The 19,774-nt window shown below is 53.5% G+C and carries 16 protein-coding genes; 6 read left to right on the top strand and 10 right to left on the bottom strand.

What is annotated here, in order from left to right; all coding sequences use genetic code 11:
- The first annotated feature begins 74 nt into the window (after positions 1-74).
- Positions 75-749 (top strand): zinc metallopeptidase, encoded by a 675-nt coding sequence (locus NF683_RS19995; protein WP_253920770.1) that lies wholly within the window; start codon positions 75-77, stop codon positions 747-749.
- A 346-nt stretch (positions 750-1,095) separates the two neighbouring features.
- Here NF683_RS19995 and NF683_RS19990 read toward each other — a convergent pair whose 3' ends face one another.
- From NF683_RS19990 to cmoA, 3 genes are all read right to left on the bottom strand, one after another.
- Positions 1,096-1,344 (bottom strand): GlsB/YeaQ/YmgE family stress response membrane protein, encoded by a 249-nt coding sequence (locus NF683_RS19990; protein WP_089037587.1) that lies wholly within the window; start codon positions 1,342-1,344, stop codon positions 1,096-1,098.
- Positions 1,345-1,511: 167 nt separating this feature from the next.
- A complete protein-coding gene (gene cmoB, locus NF683_RS19985) occupies positions 1,512-2,525 on the bottom strand; it encodes a tRNA 5-methoxyuridine(34)/uridine 5-oxyacetic acid(34) synthase CmoB (RefSeq protein WP_193085329.1) in 1,014 nt (337 codons plus the stop codon).
- A 1-nt stretch (position 2,526) separates the two neighbouring features.
- Entirely contained in the window at positions 2,527-3,270 is a 744-nt protein-coding gene (gene cmoA, locus NF683_RS19980; protein WP_089037589.1) for a carboxy-S-adenosyl-L-methionine synthase CmoA, read from the bottom strand.
- Positions 3,271-3,384: 114 nt separating this feature from the next.
- Here cmoA and pgi point away from each other — a divergent pair, with 114 nt between their 5' ends.
- From pgi to serB, 5 genes are all read left to right on the top strand, one after another.
- Positions 3,385-5,079 (top strand): glucose-6-phosphate isomerase, encoded by a 1,695-nt coding sequence (gene pgi, locus NF683_RS19975; RefSeq protein ID WP_253920769.1) that lies wholly within the window; start codon positions 3,385-3,387, stop codon positions 5,077-5,079.
- 169 nt (positions 5,080-5,248) lie between these two features.
- Positions 5,249-7,144, top strand: a complete 1,896-nt coding sequence (gene parE, locus NF683_RS19970) for a DNA topoisomerase IV subunit B (protein ID WP_089037591.1) — start codon at positions 5,249-5,251, stop codon at positions 7,142-7,144.
- A gap of 220 nt (positions 7,145-7,364) precedes the next feature.
- Positions 7,365-9,332: a methyl-accepting chemotaxis protein gene (locus NF683_RS19965; RefSeq protein ID WP_253920768.1), complete on the top strand. Its 1,968-nt coding sequence runs from the start codon at positions 7,365-7,367 to the stop codon at positions 9,330-9,332.
- A 74-nt stretch (positions 9,333-9,406) separates the two neighbouring features.
- Entirely contained in the window at positions 9,407-11,662 is a 2,256-nt protein-coding gene (gene parC / locus NF683_RS19960; RefSeq protein ID WP_253920767.1) for a DNA topoisomerase IV subunit A, read from the top strand.
- Between the two features lie 3 nt (positions 11,663-11,665).
- Positions 11,666-12,871: a phosphoserine phosphatase SerB gene (gene serB, locus NF683_RS19955; protein ID WP_253920766.1), complete on the top strand. Its 1,206-nt coding sequence runs from the start codon at positions 11,666-11,668 to the stop codon at positions 12,869-12,871.
- 49 nt (positions 12,872-12,920) lie between these two features.
- Here the strand turns inward: serB and NF683_RS19950 are convergent, their stop codons facing one another.
- The 7 genes from NF683_RS19950 to NF683_RS19920 form a co-directional block, all read right to left on the bottom strand.
- Positions 12,921-13,754, bottom strand: coding sequence for a DUF6694 family lipoprotein (locus NF683_RS19950; RefSeq protein ID WP_342760367.1), 834 nt, complete (start codon positions 13,752-13,754; stop codon positions 12,921-12,923).
- A gap of 143 nt (positions 13,755-13,897) precedes the next feature.
- Positions 13,898-14,284 (bottom strand): Na+/H+ antiporter subunit G, encoded by a 387-nt coding sequence (locus tag NF683_RS19945; RefSeq protein WP_089037596.1) that lies wholly within the window; start codon positions 14,282-14,284, stop codon positions 13,898-13,900.
- 28 nt (positions 14,285-14,312) lie between these two features.
- Positions 14,313-14,582: a K+/H+ antiporter subunit F gene (locus tag NF683_RS19940; protein WP_038485667.1), complete on the bottom strand. Its 270-nt coding sequence runs from the start codon at positions 14,580-14,582 to the stop codon at positions 14,313-14,315.
- The gene (locus NF683_RS19935; protein ID WP_089037597.1) at positions 14,576-15,073 is read right to left on the bottom strand and encodes a Na+/H+ antiporter subunit E; all 498 of its coding nucleotides are present in this window, start codon (positions 15,071-15,073) and stop codon (positions 14,576-14,578) included. Before NF683_RS19935 ends, NF683_RS19940 begins: the two co-directional genes overlap by 7 nt.
- Positions 15,070-16,581 (bottom strand): monovalent cation/H+ antiporter subunit D, encoded by a 1,512-nt coding sequence (locus tag NF683_RS19930; RefSeq protein WP_089037598.1) that lies wholly within the window; start codon positions 16,579-16,581, stop codon positions 15,070-15,072. Before NF683_RS19930 ends, NF683_RS19935 begins: the two co-directional genes overlap by 4 nt.
- Complete coding sequence (locus tag NF683_RS19925; protein WP_038485658.1) at positions 16,578-16,910, bottom strand: Na+/H+ antiporter subunit C; 333 nt, start codon at positions 16,908-16,910, stop codon at positions 16,578-16,580. Before NF683_RS19925 ends, NF683_RS19930 begins: the two co-directional genes overlap by 4 nt.
- Positions 16,910-19,741, bottom strand: coding sequence for a monovalent cation/H+ antiporter subunit A (locus NF683_RS19920; protein ID WP_253920765.1), 2,832 nt, complete (start codon positions 19,739-19,741; stop codon positions 16,910-16,912). The genes NF683_RS19925 and NF683_RS19920 overlap by 1 nt, the downstream gene beginning before the upstream one ends.
- Positions 19,742-19,774 lie beyond the last annotated feature (33 nt).

The following is a 19,774-nucleotide window of genomic DNA, read 5'->3' as shown; positions in this document are numbered from 1 at the left end:
TTGTGCTCATGGTAAAACTAAACACGGGTTAGCGGGTCGTTAATTTAGGTTCTTAATCAGCGGTGAGTGTGATCATGGTCATTGTGTTAATCGTATTGGCGCTGGCCATTTTTGTTCTGCCTAACCTATGGGCAAAATGGGTATTGAAACGCCACACCCGTGGGCGGGATGACTATCCGGGTACCGGCGCGGAGCTTGCCGAGCATCTGCTACGTCGTTTAAGTGTAGAAGGCGTGAGGGTAGAGCGTACCGAGTTTGGCGATCATTACGACCCGGAATCGCGCTGCGTACGTCTCACCCCGGACCATTATGATGGCCGTTCACTGACGGCAGTGACCGTTGCTGCCCACGAGGTCGGGCACGCTATTCAACACCATGAAGGCTACGCGCCTCTGCTAGCCCGAAGTCGTTTGGTTCAAGTAGCGCAAAAGGCAGAAAAGCTGGGCGCTATTTTAATGATGGCCGCACCGTTTCTGTTTGTGCTCACAAGGCTGCCCGGTGGGCTGGCAGCGGTTATCGCCATGGCCGTCATTAGTTTTGGCACCGCCGCGCTGGTGCACCTAGTGACGCTACCCGTTGAGTTCGATGCCAGCTTTAACCGTGCACTGCCACTGCTTAAAGAGTACGTGCCGCCCTATGACATGCCCGGCGCTCGCCATGTGCTTACCGCCTGCGCGTTCACCTACGTTGCTGCTTCGCTGGCCAGCGTGATGAACCTTGGCCGTTGGCTGGTGATTTTGCGGCGTTGAGATTAGTGAGCGCTGGCCAAGCCCTGTTGAATAACAAAAAAACCAGCCCATCGGCTAATGCCAGCTACCGCACTGTCATTCCCGAGTGGGGTTATCGGGAATCCATCTTGATCTTGACCTTGACCTTGACCTTGACCTGCAGCAGCCCAGAATCCCAGGTCAACATGGATTCCCGCTAAGGGCCTGCGGGAATGACGAGGGCGTCTCGAAGGGCTGGGGTGGAGTCACCGTCAGGCACTTATTAAACAAAAAAAACCAGCCCATCGGCTAATGCCAGTCAGGCTTAACTGACTGGCATTACGCTCTATTGAGCGGCTTTTTTTGTCGTATGGGCAATGTGAGATGCTTACTTCTTGATCATCCGATAGCCGAACAACAATACCAAAGCACCTACAATAGCGGTCACAAAACTTCCAAAGCTGAAATCACCCATGGTGCCAAGCCCAACCAGTGAGCCAATCCAGCCACCGACAAAGGCGCCAGCAATACCGAGAAGAATGGTAACGATAAGGCCACCTGGATCTTTACCAGGCATAATCATTTTTGCAATCACACCGGCGATAAGGCCGAATAGAATCCACGCTAAAAAACCCATCTTTACTCCTTGATTAATATCCCATTAGTGAGCTTGTGCCTATATGAGCGATGACATTATGGGCTATCCCATAACGATCTAAGTAATTAAGAACTGTTACAAAAAAACGTGTTATTAACAGTACGATCATTACAAGCTTGATTGACACAAGCGTACGACACAGCCCATCAACATCCGTTTCGGTTGGCGATAATCACCGCTCGACGTGGTGCAGGGTAGCCTTCAATGGTGCGAGTTGGATCGCTGGGGTCGAGAAAATCGGCTAGCGATTGATAGGTCATCCACTCGGTTGAGCGCTGCTCGTCAAGCGTTGTTAGCGCTTCGTCGACCACTCGCACATTGGTAAAACCGCACCGTTCTAGCCAGTGACATAGCGCTTTTGAAGAGGGCAGGAAGTAAACATTAGGCATCGCGGCGTAGCGTTCGCCGGGTACAAACACGGTTTGCTCATCGCCTTCCACCACTAGTGTTTCTAGCACCAGTTCACCGCCAGGGGCTAACGCCTCTTTTAGTTGCTGCAAATGCTCAAGTGGCGAAGGGCGGTGGTAGAGCACGCCCATGGAAAATACTGTATCGAAAAACCCCAGCTTTTCCGGCACATCTTCAATGCCTACTGGTAGAAACTGCGTGCGACCGCCGTCGGCATTGCCAACGAAGTGGCGCACCGCCTGAAACTGCCAATAAAAACGTGGTGAAGGATCAATCACAAGCACAAAGGCTGCGCCTTCTCCGGCCATGCGCCAAGCGTGGTAGCCGCTGCCACCGCCAACATCCAATACCTTACGGTACTTTAGCGGCGCAAGATGCGGGGCGACTCTTTGCCATTTCCAGTCGGAGCGCCATTCGGTATCAATATCGATGCCACCCAAGCGAAAGGGGCCTTTGCGCCAGGGCGATAGTTTGCGCAGCAGATTAAAACACTGACGCTTTTGGCTATCGCTCAAAGCGACATCGACGCTCACTGTATCGCTGGTAAGATCGACGTGGCGCTCTTCGGGTAGAGCAGGCAGTTTGGCAACCGCTTTCTCCCAGGCGGACAGGTCGCCGTGGCGCTGGCGATCTAATCCATTGGCCAGCTGTTCGGGCAGCTTGGCAAGCCAGGGTGTCAGTGTGGCATCCTGACTGGCTTGATCTAAAAATGCCTGATAAAGCGCGCGATGATCATCGGGTAACAGCGGCACCTTAACCCTCCTTGAAGGCGATCAGCGAGGTAAAGTTCAAGTACTGGAACCAGGTCATTGAGCGAGGAAAGCCCGCTAGGGCTAAGCGGCCATGTAAGGCATCAAGCGTGTCGGGAATCAGCACATTTTCCAGCGCAGTGCGCTTTTGGCTGATTTCCATATCGCTGTAGCCATTGGCGCGCTTGAAGTCATGGTAGCGCTCAACCCGCCACGCGTTGTCCCGTTCATCGGCATCGATGGTTTTCTCCGATAAAATCAGTACGCCGCCCGGTTCAAGGGCATCGTAAAGCCGCTTCAGCAGCGCATCGCGATCGGCAGGGGGCAGAAACTGCAGCGTAAAGTTGAGAATGATCATGCCGGAAGGTGCATACTCAAGCGTGCGTATGTCGGCCTCCTCGATCTGCATGGCATGGTCTGGGCACTCTTCCAAAAAGGTTTGCTTGGCCCTAGCCACCATGGCGGGTGAAAGATCCACACCGGTATAGCGAAAGGCATCGGCGGGAAGTGCGCCCGCCAGTGCTAGGCCGGATGCGCCCAGCGAGCAACCTAGGTCGTAAACGTGAGCGCCATGGCGCAAATGGCGTTGGGCAATTAAGCTCAACATGCCGAGGATTTGCCCGTAACCGGGCACTGAACGGCGGATCATATCAGGGAAACACGCAACGACCTGTTCGTCGAAGGAGAACCTTGCCACCTTATCTAAGGGTGTTGAAAAGATAGCGTCGCGGTAAGATGCATCACTCATGGGCAAGCCAGGATTATTAATGAGGCTGCGTAGTTTACGCGCCCTTGATACACCAGAACAGACCTGTTTATAACAGATTCCTGCCGCACGGAAGGACGCCAAAGGAGAGGGCACATGGCTTCAGCAACACGCACAACCCCCGATACACTACCCGCATGGCAGACGTTGAAGCATCATGCTGACACGCTACAACACGTACACTTAAAAAATTTGTTCGGTGATGATGACAGTCGCTGGTTGAACTTCACGCGTCAAGTGGCAGGTTTAACCTTGGATTTATCTAAACAGCGTTGGGATGATGACACCCTTGAACACTTGCTGGCGCTGGCGCATGAAGCGGGGGTGCCAGGGGAGATTGATGCGTTACTAAGTGGGAAGCGTGTCAACGTCAGTGAAAATCGCCCCGCACTACATACAGCTTTACGGTTACCTGCTGATGCCACGCTTGAAGTAGAAGGGGAAGATGTGGTGGCCGCTGTGCATGACAGCCTTGCCCAAATGGAGCGTTTGGTGCAGCGCTTGCAGGCGGGACAGTGGCGTGGTGCAACCGGTAAGCCGATCCGGCATGTGGTGAATTTAGGTGTCGGCGGCTCGGATCTTGGCCCGTTAATGGTCACCCATGCGCTGGCAGATTATCGCCCAAAAGAGGGGCACTCATTGGACGTGCACTTTGCGTCTACCATGGATGGCTCCCAACTGGCGGATTATCTAAGTCGCTTTAATCCTGAAACAACCCTGTTTGTTTTATCGTCCAAGTCGTTTACCACTATCGACACGCTTTCCAATGCTAATACGGCCAAAGACTGGCTATTAGGAAAGCTTTCTGAGCATGGCGATCTTCCCAGTGCCGCGCCATTAAGCGCAGCGTTAATTGTTCGCCAGCACTTCATTGGTGTGTCGGCGAGCCCTGAAAAGATGAGTGAGTGGGGTATTTCCTCAGATCACCAACTGATGTTCTGGGACTGGGTCGGCGGGCGTTACTCCTTGTGGGGCACCATCGGCTTACCGATTGCGCTCGTTGTAGGTATGGATAACTTCCGCGAACTGCTGGCGGGTGCCCATGCAATGGACTGTCACTTCCGTGATGCACCGATGGAAGAAAACCTGCCAGTACTGCTGGGGTTGGCGGGTATCTGGAACGTCAATTTCCTGGATATTCGTGCCCATTCGATACTGCCCTACGATGGACGCTTAGAGTACTTTGCTGCCTATCTTGAACAGCTTGAGATGGAATCCAACGGTAAGTCAGTGACCCGCCAAGGCCAAGCGGTGAATTATTCAACGTGTCCAGTGCTGTGGGGGCAGCTTGGTCCCAACGCTCAACACGCCTTTTATCAGTTGCTTCACCAGGGCACCCAGCCGGTCGTATGCGATTTTATAGCACCGCTGAAGCGCTACGATGAGGTGGAAGACTCGGATACACGTCGCCATTTAAAAGCGCAGCACCGCCTAGCGCTGGCGAACTGCTTTGCTCAGTCACGAGTGCTGATGCTGGGGGATGATGCCCTAGAGGATGATGGCCCCCGCCCAGAGCACAAGCGCTACCGTGGGAACCAGCCCTCTACAACGGTCCTGTTGGACAAGCTAACACCCTTTACGCTGGGGGCACTGATTGCCCTGTATGAGCACAAAGTGTTTGTACAGGCGGTCATTTGGGATATTAACCCGTTTGATCAGTGGGGCGTTGAGCTAGGTAAGAAAATTGCCACCGATACCCAGGCAATCATTGATGGCGGCGGTGATATTTCCCGTATGGATGCTTCCAGCCGCGGCCTGATTGAGGCGTTTTGGGCGGCAGAGCAGGAGTAGCATGCTATTGTGATTTTCATGGCTGGATATACAGCTTTTTGCTTTTCCGCTATCCTGTGCCCTTTTGCCAGCCGCTAATGACTCGTTTCAGTTCGTTTTGTTTCAGTACGCTTTGTTTCAAGTACTTAAGAGCGGCTGCTAGCGCTATTTTTTTAGGAACCGATGTTACATGACCCAGTTTGATGCCTCCCAGTACGGCGCGAGTTCCATCGAAGTCCTGTCAGGGCTCGAGCCGGTGCGTAAGCGTCCCGGTATGTACACCGACACCTCGCGGCCCAATCACCTCGCTCAAGAGGTTATTGATAATAGTGTTGATGAGGCCCTCGCAGGGCACGCAACGGCTATCAGCGTGGTGCTGCATAGCGATGGCGCCATCGAAGTGCAGGATAACGGCCGCGGTATGCCGATCGATTTGCACCCTGAACATGGCGTATCGGGCGTCGAGCTCATCTTTACCAAGCTCCACTCGGGTGGCAAGTTTTCCTCCTCCAGCTATCGCTTTTCCGGTGGTTTGCATGGGGTTGGCGTATCGGTGGTTAATGCCTTATCGCGCCGTTTAGATGTTGAAGTGACGCGTAATGGCGCGCGCCATGCCATGGCCTTTGAGTTTGGCGAAAAAGTCGAAGAGCTACACGAAATTGGTAAAGCGGCGAAAAAAGCGACGGGCACTCTCGTGCGTTTCTGGCCAGATGAGAGCTACTTTGACAGCCCAAAGCTTGCCCTTTCAAAGTTAAAGCACTTGTTACGTGCCAAGGCCGTACTGTGTCCTGGGCTGGCGGTTACGCTGATAGAGCCTGATGGCACCAAAACTGAATGGGCCTATGCCGATGGCTTAAAGGACTACCTAGCTGAAGCTACCGATGGCTATGAAGTGGTGCCGAATGAACCCTTTGTAGGCCATTTTAGCGACGACGAGCATGGCGTTGACTGGGCGATTCAGTGGTTGCCCGAAGGTGGCGACGCGTTGTTGGAAAGCTACGTAAACCTGATTCCCACCCCCCAGGGCGGCACGCATGTTAATGGCTTCCGTTCAGGATTGTTGGAAGCGCTGCGGGAGTTCTGCGAATACCGCAGCCTGTTGCCCCGCGGCATTAAGCTAACCGCCGATGATTTATGGGAACGAGCCTCTTTTGTGCTCTCGGTGAAAATGCTTGATCCTCAGTTTGCCGGACAGACCAAAGAGCGGCTCTCCTCACGCACGATTGCGGGCTTCGTGTCTGGGGTGTTGAAAGATGCTTTCTCGCTGTGGCTTAACCACCACATTGAACAGGCCGAACAGCTGGCCGAAATGGTGATCAGCGCCGCCCAACAGCGCCAGAAAAAGTCCAAAAAGGTCGCCCGTAAAAAAGTGACTTCTGGTCCCGCGTTGCCAGGCAAGCTCGCCGACTGTTCCGGCCAGGATCCTGCCCTAAGTGAGCTGTTTTTAGTCGAAGGCGACTCGGCAGGTGGTAGCGCCAAACAAGCGCGCAACCGTGAAACTCAAGCCATTCTTCCGCTGCGCGGCAAAATCCTCAATACCTGGGAAGTCGATACCCACGATATCTATGGCTCTCAGGAAGTGCACGATATCGCCGTGGCGATTGGTGCCGACCCCGGCAGTGCAGATCTTGAAAAACTGCGCTATCACAAAATCTGCATCCTGGCGGATGCGGACTCCGATGGCCTGCACATTGCGACGCTGTTGTGCGCGCTGTTTGTAAAGCACTTCCCCAGCCTGGTGGATGCCGGGCATGTGTTTGTCGCCATGCCGCCGCTTTACCGAATCGATTTAGGTAAAGAAGTGCACTATGCCCTGGATGAGAGCGAGAAAGCCGCCATTCTTAAGCAGTTGGCGAAAAAACGTGGCACGCCTAACGTTCAGCGTTTTAAAGGCTTGGGTGAAATGAGCCCGCTACAGCTGCGTGAGACCACTATGTCAGTGGAGACCCGTCGTCTGGTGCAGTTAACGTTGGAAGAGGGCGATGGCACGATGGAAATGATGGATATGTTGCTGGCCAAGAAGCGCGCCGGTGACCGCAAAAAGTGGCTGGAAGATTACGGCAATCTCGCTGATGTAGAGGTGTAGTTACAGAGATAGAGGCGTCATTAGTCTGGTTGTAATGACTGTTTTTGCGACTGTTTTCACAACAGTTGCAAAGCCAGTTATAAAGACCGGAGGCGTGAGCCCAATCTGCTAGGCAAACGTTAACAGGCATTATTACAGTGCCATGCTATTTGGCCGATAGTTGAATAAGTAGCTTACATACTAAGACGCGTAAAAAACGCTCATAGACAGGGGAATAGCTTTGTTCAACACAATCTCTCGGCAGTTAACGTTGTCTGCAGTGGTGCTCACACTACTAATGGCTGTCAGTATTTACGGCGTGATGGCCTGGCGTGGTCAGCCGTTGGTGATCGATGCAAGTCAGTCATTGATTGAGCGTACGGGCGGCTCTATCGTGAATGCGCTGAATGGCCAGCTGGCTCGCGTCGAGGGGAATACCTCGAGCTTAGCGGCGTTGGCCGAATCGCTGCCTCAAGATGAAGCGATTTACCAGCAAGCACTGCCCAATGTGGTCGATGATAACGGCAATATGACAATTGCCGGAGGCGGTATTTGGCCTGAGCCAGGCGCATTTTCGCCGGGTGTCGAACGCTTCAGTTTTTTCTGGGCACGTAATGCTCAGGGAGCGTTGGAGTTTCTGGATGACTACAACGCAAGCACTATTGCGCCATACCACGACGAAGCATGGTATAGCAGTGCTCGCGATGCGACGCCAGGGCAGTGCGTTTGGTCTGCTGCCTACCGCGACCCAGCGACAGGGGTTGCTATGGTGACCTGTAGTGTTCCGTATTATATCGATGGTGCTTTTTCAGGTGCAGCGACCATTGATATGCAGCTAGGCGGCGTGGCCGAGTTTCTTGCAGAAAATGGCGGTGGCACAGGCGGTTACGCCTTTGTACTGGATAATGAGCGCAATGTCATTGACCTGCCGGGGGTAGAGCAAGCCGCTGATGAGATGAAAAGTTTAGCTGACGTTGCCCGTGATATGCCCTGGCTTCAGCCCGTTGTTACGGCGATCACGGCTGGCCGTGAACAGGCGAGTGTCGAAAGCGCAGGCGTGTTAGCAGAAGCTGCAGAGGTGCGTTTATTTGACATGCCACGTACGGGGTGGACGCTGGGGTTAGTAACCCCTAGCGAGCAAGTCACGGCTTTGGCACGCACGTTAACACGTGATCTACTGCTATTTATTGTCCCCTTGCTGGCACTTTTGCTGGGGCTTGGGTGGTGGGGTGGGCGTATTTTGCTAGCGCAAATACGCAGCACTACGCGCCAAATCGATCAGCTGGGTCAGGATGACTCGAGTCGCGAGCTGACGATCTATCGCGAGGATGAGATTGGCGAACTGCGCCGTGCTGTTAATCGATACTCGGAGAAGCTACAGCGGCTATTTGGTGATGTGCGGAGCGTGGCCGATGCCATCGCCAGCGAGTCCACTGAAATCGCGGCAGGCAATACGGAGCTTTCTAGCCGAACGGAACAGCAGGCGGCCTCTCTTCAGGAGACGTCATCAACGATGGAAGAGATGGCGGCTACGGTGAAGCGAAACGCTGATAACGCTCAAGAGGCCGACCTGCGGGCAAAAGAATCAGCGGATAAAGTAAAGCGCGGCGGCCAACAGGTATCGAGGCTGGCGCAATCCATGGAAGCGATCAACGAAAGCTCTGTTGAAGTCGCTTCAATTGTTCAAGTAATTGAAAATATTGCTTTTCAAACCAATATATTAGCGCTGAATGCCTCGGTAGAAGCAGCGCGTGCGGGTGAGCACGGAAGAGGCTTTGCGGTGGTTGCCAGTGAAGTACGTGAGCTTGCCTCGCGCAGTGCTGCATCGGCCAGAAATATTAATGGGCTGATCAAAACCACGTCTGAGCAGATCGCGACGGGCAGTGGTTATGCTCAACAAGCTGAGTCGGCTATGAAAGAGATTGTGGTCGCCATTGAGGAAGTAACGGCACGCATTAGCGAAATCAGCCAAGCTTCCAGCGAACAAACCAATGGCATTGACGAGATTAACCGTGCGGTAACGCAGATGGATACGGTGACCCAGCAGAATGCGGGCTTGGTTAGCCAGGCCGCAGGGGCTGCTAATGAACTGTCGTTACAGGCCCAGCGCTTAAAAGGCTTGTTAGATGAGTTTCACGGCGGTGCGCAAGCGGTATCCCAGGCTCCAGCACTGTCGAATGCATCGCATGAAAAGTATCAATTAACATAGCGTGCCATGTTAAGTGGCCGCGTGTCCGCTTATCAGCCGCCCCGACTGGGGCGGTTTTGTTGTTAAGGTAGGATATGATCGACATGGATATTCAGGTAGCAGAGGGTGACGTCGAACGGCTGTCCCTGCGCGATTACACCGAAAAAGCGTACCTCGACTACTCGATGTACGTCATTTTAGACCGCGCCTTGCCAAATATTGGCGATGGGATGAAACCTGTGCAGCGACGCATTATTTACGCCATGCGTGAATTGGCGCTGCACGCCAATGCCAAGTACAAAAAGTCGGCGCGTACCGTCGGTGATGTGCTGGGTAAGTTTCACCCCCATGGCGACAGCGCGTGCTATGAAGCAATGGTGCTAATGGCCCAGTCGTTTAGCTATCGCTATCCGCTGGTGGATGGGCAAGGCAACTGGGGTAGCCCTGATGACCCCAAATCCTTTGCTGCCATGCGCTACACCGAAGCCAAGCTGTCTAAGTTTGCAGAAGTACTGCTCAGCGAGTTAGGCCAGGGCAACGTGGACTGGACCCCCAATTTCGATGGCACGATGCAAGAGCCGGTAGTGCTTCCAGCGCGTTTGCCGCACGTGTTACTCAACGGCGGTACCGGCATCGCGGTTGGGATGGCAACCGATATTCCACCTCACAATGTGTCTGAGGTGGTAGAGGCGACCTGTCACCTGTTGCGGAACCCGGAAGCGACCACTGTCGACCTGATGGAGTTTGTGCCGGCCCCCGATTTCCCCACCGATGCCGAAATCATCACGCCGAAAGAAGACCTGCGCAAGCTCTACGAATCAGGCCGCGGTTCGGTCAAGCTGCGCGCTCGTTATGTGCGCGAAGAGGCCAATATCGTGATTACCGCTGTGCCTTATCAGGTCAGCGGTGCCAAAGTATTGGAGCAGATCGCCGCGCAAATGCAGGCTAAAAAGCTGCCGATGGTAGCCGACTTGCGTGATGAGTCCACCCATGAAGAGCCTACTCGCCTGGTGATTGAGCCACGCTCTAACCGCGTGGATGTTGAATCGCTGATGGCGCACCTGTTCGCCACCACGGATTTAGAAAAGAATGTGCGGGTGAACATGAACGTGATCGGCCTGGATGGCCGCCCCCGTGTGATGCCGCTACCCGATATGCTGGGCGAGTGGCTGCGCTTTAGGCGAGCGACAGTGCGCCGTCGTTTAGAGCATCGTTTAGGTAAAGTCGAAGACCGTCTGCATATTCTTGAAGGCCTACTGACGGCTTACCTCGACCTTGATGAAGTGATCCGTATTATTCGTGAAGAAGATGAGCCTAAGCCAGCATTGATCGCTGCGTTTGGCCTTTCTGAGCGGCAAGCCGAGGCGATCCTAGAGCTGCGATTGCGCCATCTTGCCAAGCTGGAAGAGATGAAGATTCGCGGTGAGCAGGATGCGCTGGAGAAAGAGCGCAAGTCGCTGCAAGGCTTGCTGGGTAGTGAAGCTAAGCTAACCACGTTAATTGAAAAAGAGATCCGCGCGGCAGGTAAAGAGCATGGTGATGCACGTCGTTCGCCGCTGGTTGAGCGTAGTGAAGCAAAAGCGCTCTCTGAAGTAGAGTTGTTAGGCGCTGATCCGATTACCGTCGTGTTGTCGGAAAAAGGCTGGATTCGTGCGGCAAAAGGCCATGATATCGATCCGGAAGGGCTCTCCTATAAGGCCGGCGATAGTTTCCAACTGGCGGCTCGTGGTAAAACCAATCAACCCTTGGTGTTGCTAGACGACACTGGCCGCGCTTATACCCTAGCAGCGCATAACCTACCTAGTGCCCGAGGTCAGGGTGAACCCGTTACCGGCCGTGTCAACGTGTCGGCAGGTGCGCGCATGGCAGGGCTAATGCTGGCGCCGCCCACCAAGCGATACGTATTGGCCAGTGATGGTGGTTATGGTTTTGTCGCGCAGCTCGAGGCGCTGACAGGCAAGAATAAAGCCGGTAAAGCGGTACTGAGTGTTCCCAAAGGGTGCAGCGTTATGGCCCCAGTGGAAGTGCCGGAAGGCGAAGGCCATTGGGTAGCGTCGGTTTCCAATGAAGGCAGGCTGCTGCTGTTCCCGTTAGACCAATTGCCTGAAATGGCCAAAGGGAAAGGCAATAAAATGCTCGATATTCCCGGTCCGCGTGCGGCTCGACGTGAAGAGTTTGTGCGCGATATTGCCGTTGTGGCAGAGGGGGGTGAACTCATTATTCATGCCGGTAAGCGTAAGCTAACCCTGAAAGCCGACGATCTCGCGTATTATCGTGGTGAACGCGGTAGGCGAGGCAGCAAACTACCTCGCGGTTTCCAAAAAGTAGATTGTTTAGAGGCAGGGGAGTAAGTCATGGCAACACGTTATTTGATTCGTGCGACCGGGGTTGCGCGCCCAGGGCAGTTAGCTGGCCTGGGTAATGCGTTGGCGGCTGGGCGTGCCCGGCTGTTGGATATTAATCAAAGCGTGACGTTTGGCATGCTCTCTTTGGAAATACTGGTGGGGCTTGATCAGGACAGCGCTTTGGAAGCCGCGCTTAGTGAAGCGGGAGATACGCTAGGCTTAGACGTGCAGGCAATTGCGGTGAGTGGTGACGACTATCAGCGCTGGAGTGAGCAAGCCAGCCAACCAAGACTCATCTTAAGCCTGCTAGCCCCCAAGCTGCCTGCTGGCATATTAGCTGAAGTAGGATCGCTGACCGCAGAGTTTGGTCTCACTGTTGAGCTAATTCACCGTCTTTCAGGCCGCGAAGCGCTTGAAGGTGACTCGCCTGCTAACGGTGCTTGCGTTGAATGTTGGCTCAGGGGCAGTGATGTAGAGCTAGAAGCCCTACGCGAAAAGGCGCTCGCGCTAGGTGCCCAGCATGGTGTCGATATTGCTATTCAAGAAGATACTATCTGGCGTCGGCATCGTCGTTTAGTGTGTTTTGATATGGACTCGACGCTGATCAAGACGGAGGTGATTGACGAGCTGGCTCGCCGCCATGGGGTCGGAGATGAAGTTGCTGAGGTGACCGAGCGAGCGATGCGTGGCGAGCTGGATTTTCAACAAAGCTTCCGCGAGCGTATGAGTAAACTAGCCGGTTTAGACGAGTCGGTCTTGAAAGAGATTGCTGCCGAGCTGCCCTTAATGGACGGTGTTGAGCGGCTAATGGCGAACTTAAAGCGTTTTGGTTACCGCACGGTGATATTGTCTGGGGGCTTTACCTACTTTGCTCGCCATCTTCAGGAGAAGCTCGGTTTTGACGAAATCCACGCCAACGAGCTGGTCATTGAAAATGGCAAAGTAACCGGTGATGTGAAAGAACCGATTGTCGATGCGCAGCGCAAGGCCGATCTACTAGAGCAAATCGCGCTACGCGAAGGTTTTACTTTAGAGCAGACGATTGCCGTTGGTGATGGTGCCAACGATCTTAAAATGCTGGCAAAAGCGGGGCTTGGGATTGCGTTTCGCGCCAAGCCGATGGTTCGCGCACAAGCTCGCCAGGCAATTTCAACGTTGGGAATTGATGCGGTACTGTATTTAATTGGCTATCGGGAAGCAGATCTGATCGACTGACTGATAGCGCCACCAAGAGAACAGGCGGTGCCTTAGCACCGCCTTAGCCTTAGTTGGTAGTATGGGCGTTAACACCGCCATACTCGGCACGCAGGGCTTCTAGTTTAGCGACCTCATTTTCGCTAAGCGATGGCGAGTTCCAAAGTGGCTCACCTTGCGCGTTATTTATCCCCAGTAGCGTTAAGGTTAGCTGTGTATCGCGGGGAATCTGATCATTACCCCAGGGGCCGAAGCGGTTGGGGGCAAGACTCCATTGTGCGGTCTCGCCGGGGGCTAGGCCGCCAGCAATAACATAGTAAAACGTTTCATCGACCCACGCTGTCTCGCGTCCTGGGCTGGTCAATACGCCATGTAAAAACAGTTCTGATACCTCTTGGTCAGAACCATTCGTTACCTGAAGATCAATCACGGGTTCGAATGCGCCATAGGGGCTGGTGCTGATGTAGTAATCGGCACTTTCAATGCTTACTTGGGCGCGCTGTTGTTGATCGTGTTCAGCCCGCGCTTGTTTGGTTTCTAGACGATCAAGCGTTTGCAGCGCCTGCTCGCGTTCGCGGGCACGGCGTTCGCGCAGCATTTTATCAGCGCGCTCTATAATTTCATCACCCGTTAGGCCATGCATGTAGGCATTCGCTGACTCGGCAATTTCGGCGGCATTCATACGTTGGGCATTGAGTAAATCGATGCCGCTAAACGATGACATGGCAATGATCGTTAATGCTTGATCAAACTCATCGCGCTTGTAGGCGGGGAGTGAGTCGCGCACTTTCTCAACCGAAACTACGGCGGCTGGCATTGAGCTTGTGTCTATTTTGGGGTCTGAGCAACCCGCTATCATCAACGTGGTTAATGACAGTGCCGACAACCTAAGCAGGCTCCACATATAATTACCTCAAAACAGGCTAACAAAACGCAAGGAGCTTACCGGAAAGTGTCGCTTCCCACTACTATCTCGCGTCGTTGACATATAAAAAACGCTGGCGTTTCAGCCAGCGCTTAGCGATCAAGAACGGCTGTTCCTGTCTTTTAACCATGGCCCTTGTCAGGGTGCGGGACAGGTTTTTCACCAACTTCTTCTGAGCGGAGTTCTACCGGTTTGCCCTGGGTTTTATCTATATGCTTGAGCTGCATGTGAAGACCCGTTTTGGCGAGCAAGTGAGCGCTAACCGGTGCGGTAATGAATAAAAACAGCGTGATTAGCAGTTCTTGTACGTCAGGCTTGCCATCGATACTCCAAAAGTAACCCATTGAGGCGACAAGCATGCAGCCTATGCCGAGTGTGGTGGCCTTGGTGGGGCCATGCAGGCGCATGTAGAAGTCTCTTAGGTGAGCGAGACCCAGCGAGCCGATAAAGACGAAAATACCGCCTGCAACCAACAGTAGTGAAATCAGCGCTTCGACAAAAAACGACATGGGCGCATCTCCTGAGACGTGACACGGTTCATTCGATAATATCCCCGCGTAAAATGTACTTACATACGGCCACCGTGCTGATAAAACCGAGCATGGCAATTAACAGCGCAGACTCAAAGTAGGTCTTGCTGTTGAGCCACAGCCCCAGCAGTACGATCAGCGCAATTGAATTGACATACATAGTGTCGAGCGCCAGCACGCGATCTGGCAGGTCGGGGCCAATGGTTAGGCGATAAAGATTCATCAGTAGCGCCATTACCACTAGCGCTAAAGTGATCACGAGTGCGGCGCTTAGCATTCGTAAATCTCCTTAAGGGGGCGCTCATAGCGCTCGCGAATTTGGGCAATTAGGGCGTCCTCGTCGTCTACATCAAGTGCATGAATGAGTAACGATTTTCCGTCCATCCTTAAGTTCGCTGAAACTGTTCCTGGGGTTAGGCTGATGGTGCTTGCGAGAAGCGTAATAGTGAAACGTTCCTCAAGCATCAGCGGGTATTCAATAAAGTGGGGTTTGACTTTACGCCAGGGATTAGCAATTAAGTACGCAACTTCGAAGTTGGCGATGACGATATCGCCTAGTACGCGAAACACAAAACGCAACAGTTTAAGCGGTTTACCAATGCGGGGGCGTGCGTCCCAAAAGCGATGGGTCAATAACGGAATAAGGATGGCCAGCGCGCCGCCTAGCACGATCTGACCGAATGCAAAGCTACGCACAAGCAGTAGCCATACCAACAGCAGCAGCAGTGACAGTACCGGCGTAGGGAGCCAAGCGCGGGGGGCAATCATTGGGCGTCTCCAGCATCAGGCAGAAGCGAATTAATCAACAGCTGCGGGTTGGCCAACTGCTCTCCCGTGGCTTGGGTATAGCTACTCACGGGCCCTGCAAAGGCGACCATTAGTGGTGCCGCGCTAAGCAGCCACAGCATGCCAATCCATTGGTAGCGAGAGAGGTTGCTGCCGCTTGGGCTGCCACGGTGGCTGCGCCAAAACAGCGTAGAGCCTGCGCGAGATAGCGCAATTAACGACGCAAGGCTCGTTAATAGTAATAGCGGCCAAAGCCATAGGCGCTCACCACCTTCGGCGGCGTTAAGCATGAGTGCCTTCCCTAACGCACCGGATAGTGGCGGTAACCCGGCCACGGCAATGGCACCGATAAAAAAGGTAAGCGCTAGTGCATTTCCTTGCACCAATGGTCGGCCTTTTACGATGCGCGTGCCGGGTTTGCCCCGCTGTAGGCCAATCATCTCCGCTAGCAGGAAAAGTCCGCCGGTAATCAGTGTGGTGTGAATGAGGTAATAGAGGAGTGCTGATGTCGCGGCCGGAGAGCGCATGCCAATGCCAGCCAGTAGCGTGCCTACCGAAATAAGCACCAGATACGCTACCAGCAGGCGTAAATCACGTGCGGCGATAACGCCAACACCCGCGGCGGCTAGCGTTGCTAGCGCTAACCACCATATCCATGGCTGTTCCAGTGCGACTAAACCGCCTGCCTGATCGCTGAATATCAGTGAATAAACGCGCAAAATCGCGTAAATCCCCACCTTCGTCATAATGGCGAATAACGCTGCCACGGGGGCGGGGGCTGCTGCATAAGCGCGGGGAAGCCAAAAGTAGAGTGGCAAAATAGCCGCTTTTAAACCGAAAACTACCAGCAGCATTAATGCCCCGGCGGTGACTAAGCCTTCGCGTTCGGCGGGCAGGCTAGCCAGCTTATGCGCCATATCGGCCATGTTTAGCGTGCCCGTTGCGCCATATAAAATACCCACGGCGATTAGGAACAGTGAGGAGCCTGCTAAGTTAAGCACGACATAGTGAACACTGGCTTGGATACGTGCTTTACCGCCACCGTGTAGCAGTAATGCGTAAGAGGCCAGGAGTAGCACTTCGAAAAATACGAAGAGGTTAAACAGGTCGCCGGTTAAAAAGGCCCCGTTAATGCCTAGCAATTGCCATTGAAATAGGCCATGGAAGTTACTGCCTTTTTCATCATCACCGCCGCAGGCAAAAATGACCGCACCGACCGCTAAAATTGCGGTGACTAACACCATCAATGCCGATAAGCGATCCAGCACCAGCACCACCCCAAACGGGGGTTGCCAGTCGCCCAGCGCGTAGTAAGTAATGTCACCACTCGCCGCTTGGTTGACCAGCGCTATTGAGACGAACAGCAGAAGTATCGAAGCGACAACGCTGACGGTGCGCTTATAGCGCACTAAGCCCTGGCGTTGATAAAGCAACAAAATACCCGCGACTAACGGTAGCACCACGGGTAAAACAATTAGATGCTGAATCATTCGTGGTCTTCCTTTTTGCCGTCGACATGGTCGTTACCTACTTCGCTGCGTGCACGCATGGCCAGGATGACCACAAAGGCGGTCATCGCAAAACCAATCACGATCGCTGTTAATACCAGTGCCTGGGGTAGCGGGTCAGCAATGTTTGTGCCTTCATTTACTAGCGCAGCGCCATCCGTGGTTAAGCCGCCCATGGAAAACAAAAATAGGTTGACCGCATAGGAGAGCAGCGTCAGACCAACCACAACGGGGAACGTACGCCCGCGCAGTGTTAGATAGAGTCCGCACGCAGTTAATATGCCCGTTGTAATGGCATAGAGCATTTCCATTAGTGGGACTCCTTGTTAGTGGGCGTACTCGAATCATCGCTTGCTTTGGGTTCGGTGACGGGTCGGTGTGGCGTGGTGACTTTACCCAGGTTGGCCAGAATCATCAGCGTTGCACCGACAACCGCTAGATAAACGCCAAGATCAAAGAGCAGAGCGGTAGCCAGTTCAAAGGTGCCAATCAGTGGCAGCGTAAAGTAGCCGAAAGATGAGGTCAGGAACGGATAGCCCAAAAGCCAGCTACCCAGCCCTGTGAGTGTTGCAATGGCAACGCCTACCACGGCCACCGGTTGGAAGGGGAAGTTTAGGCGCTCTTGTGCCCACTCAACGCCGCGTGCCATATACAGCAAGATAAGCGCCACAGCCGTAATCAAGCCGGCGATAAATCCGCCGCCAGGCTGGTTATGGCCGCGTAAGAAGATAAACGCAGAAACCAGCAGCGCTAGTGGCAGTAACGTCATAGAAATCGACGTTAAAATGGCGGGATAGCGATCAGGCGACCAAACACGACCTTCACCATCGCTATGTGGGATAAACAACCGTAGCCGGTTTAATAGTTTAAAGATGGCTAAGCCTGCAATGGCCAGCACCGTAATCTCGCCAAGCGTATCGAAGCCACGGAAGTCGACCAATATCACGTTGACGACGTTGTACCCGCCGCCGCCAGGTTTACTGTTTTCAACGAAGAACTCAGATATCGACAGCGTCTCACGTGTCATCACCGCATAGTTAAGGCTAGCCACCACTAAGCCTAATGCGCCTGCCAGTAACATATCCCGTACGTTGCGCTTGGGGCTCGATTCACGCGGCGTTTTTTGGGGTAAGAAAAATAGCGCTAACATCAGCAGTATCATGGTAACAACCTCTACCGATAGCTGTGTCAGTGCCAGGTCTGGGGCAGAAAAGCGTGCAAAGGTGAGGGCAACGAATAAGCCTACGACCGAAAGCATCAGCAAAGAGATTAGCCGGTAGCGGTGGGCAGCGGCAGTTGCTACTCCCCCGAATATCAGCATGCCGGCACCTAATAAAACAATGCCATCAATTGGCTGATTACCTTTTGAACCGGTTAGGCCGTCAATGCTCGCTAGGCCAATCACACCCATCAGTAACGCCGCGAAAAGCAGCCAACCCATATAGCGCTGAAGCGAGTTTCCTTCAAGCTTGGTAATAAGCTGTTCGGCACGATAACCCAGAGTGACGATAAAGCGCTCAAAGATGCGGCGCGCATCAATACTGGGGAATGATTGCACAAAGCGGCGTAGATTCTTATGGCGCCAGTAGAGCGTGATACCCACAACAAAGGCCAGCCCACTCATCATCAATGGCAAGTTGATGCCGTGCCAAATAGCTAAATGGAAATCAAGCGGCTCGCCCAATACGGCTTGGGTCGCCAGTTGTAAAATGCCGGTGGCAAAAAAGGCTGGAAAGAGTCCGACCAAGACACATAGGGCCACTAGGATTTCCACGGGCAGGCGCATTAAATGAGGTGGTTCGTGAGGCGCTTTAGGTGTTGCTTCTTTGGCTGGTTTATAAAATACCGCATGTACCAAACGCAATGAATAAGCCACTGAAAGCATGCCACCTAACGCTGCCAATGCCGGTAGTAACCAACTAAGTCCGCCTAGTACCGGGGTGGCGAGTGTTTCGGTAAAGAACATCTCTTTGGAGAGGAATCCGTTAAGTAACGGCACACCTGCCATGGCTGCGGCGGCCAATGTGGTCAACAGCGCTGTAACAGGCATCGCCTTTTTCAGGCCGCCTAATTGCTTGAGCTCTCGGGTGCCCGTTTCATGGTCGATAATTCCTGCGCTCATAAATAGGGCCGCTTTGAAGGCCGCATGATTCAAAATATGAAACAGAGCTGCTAACACTGCCATTGGGCTACCAATACCCAATAATACGGTGATCAAGCCTAGGTGGCTGACGGTTGAAAACGCCAAAATTCCTTTTAGGTCGGTCTTAAACAGGGCAAACCAAGCGCCGTAGAGCAGCGTGATAGTACCTATGAGCGGCACCACTACGCTCCAAAGCTCGCTGCCAGCAATCGCCGGATGTAAACGTGCCATCAGAAAAATACCCGCTTTCACCATGGTGGCAGAGTGCAGATACGCTGAGACTGGCGTTGGGGCCGCCATGGCATGAGGTAGCCAAAACTGGAAGGGAAACTGAGCCGATTTGGTAAATGCACCGAGTAGAACTAGTCCAAGCATCAGCGGATAGCGAGGATCGGCGACGATGGCAGCGCCGCTGCTAAGTACATCGTCCATTCGATAGCTGCCGGCCATGTCACCCAGCAGTAGGAGACCCGCTAGCAGGGCCAAACCGCCAGCACCGGTAACGGTAAGCGCCATGCGGGCACCTTTACGGGCATCAGTACGGTACGACCAAAAGCCAATCAGCAAAAATGACGAAAGGCTGGTTAGTTCCCAGAATAACCAGAGTAAGATGAGGTTGTCTGACATCGAAATGCCCACCATCGATGCCATAAACAGCATCAGAAAGGCATAAAAACGTCCGAATGGCTCCTCTTTATCTAGGTAAAAATGTGCATACAAAAGAATCAGCAGACCGATGCCAATAATCAAAAGATTAAACAGCAACGACAGGCCATCTAAACGGAATGCCAGCTCAAGGCCTAGCTCAGGCATCCATGCCGCGTTAAAACGCAGCGCTTCACCTTTTAACAGGGCGGGGATCTGCAACAGTGTCAGCAGCAGGGCAACAGCGGGCAGTATGCTTGTCGCCAGCGAGCACAGGGTGCGGCCGCGCTTGGCATTTAATGCCGGCACCAGCACGCCTAACAGGGGCAGTAAGGCTATCCACAGCAGTGTCATGGGCTTATCCAGCGCAAAAAAATCGTGAAACAC

The organism is Halomonas sp. MS1, assembly GCF_024182575.1.
Taxonomy (GTDB): Bacteria; Pseudomonadota; Gammaproteobacteria; order Pseudomonadales; family Halomonadaceae; genus Vreelandella.
This window is presented reverse-complemented; position numbering and strand designations above follow the sequence as displayed.

Bases quoted from the DNA above. Each gene is read 5' to 3' on its own strand.
- NF683_RS19950 (WP_342760367.1), bottom strand. From the start codon at position 13,754: ATGTGGAGCCTGCTTAGGTTGTCGGCACTGTCATTAACCACGTTGATG.
- parE (WP_089037591.1), top strand. From the start codon at position 5,249: ATGACCCAGTTTGATGCCTCCCAGTACGGCGCGAGTTCCATCGAAGTC.
- NF683_RS19935 (WP_089037597.1), bottom strand. From the start codon at position 15,073: ATGATTGCCCCCCGCGCTTGGCTCCCTACGCCGGTACTGTCACTGCTG.
- NF683_RS19920 (WP_253920765.1), bottom strand. From the start codon at position 19,741: ATGACACTGCTGTGGATAGCCTTACTGCCCCTGTTAGGCGTGCTGGTG.
- pgi (WP_253920769.1), top strand. From the start codon at position 3,385: ATGGCTTCAGCAACACGCACAACCCCCGATACACTACCCGCATGGCAG.
- serB (WP_253920766.1), top strand. From the start codon at position 11,666: ATGGCAACACGTTATTTGATTCGTGCGACCGGGGTTGCGCGCCCAGGG.
- NF683_RS19995 (WP_253920770.1), top strand. From the start codon at position 75: ATGGTCATTGTGTTAATCGTATTGGCGCTGGCCATTTTTGTTCTGCCT.
- NF683_RS19930 (WP_089037598.1), bottom strand. From the start codon at position 16,581: ATGATTCAGCATCTAATTGTTTTACCCGTGGTGCTACCGTTAGTCGCG.
- NF683_RS19925 (WP_038485658.1), bottom strand. From the start codon at position 16,910: ATGGAAATGCTCTATGCCATTACAACGGGCATATTAACTGCGTGCGGA.
- parC (WP_253920767.1), top strand. From the start codon at position 9,407: ATGATCGACATGGATATTCAGGTAGCAGAGGGTGACGTCGAACGGCTG.
- NF683_RS19990 (WP_089037587.1), bottom strand. From the start codon at position 1,344: ATGGGTTTTTTAGCGTGGATTCTATTCGGCCTTATCGCCGGTGTGATT.
- NF683_RS19940 (WP_038485667.1), bottom strand. From the start codon at position 14,582: ATGCTAAGCGCCGCACTCGTGATCACTTTAGCGCTAGTGGTAATGGCG.
- NF683_RS19945 (WP_089037596.1), bottom strand. From the start codon at position 14,284: ATGTCGTTTTTTGTCGAAGCGCTGATTTCACTACTGTTGGTTGCAGGC.
- cmoA (WP_089037589.1), bottom strand. From the start codon at position 3,270: ATGAGTGATGCATCTTACCGCGACGCTATCTTTTCAACACCCTTAGAT.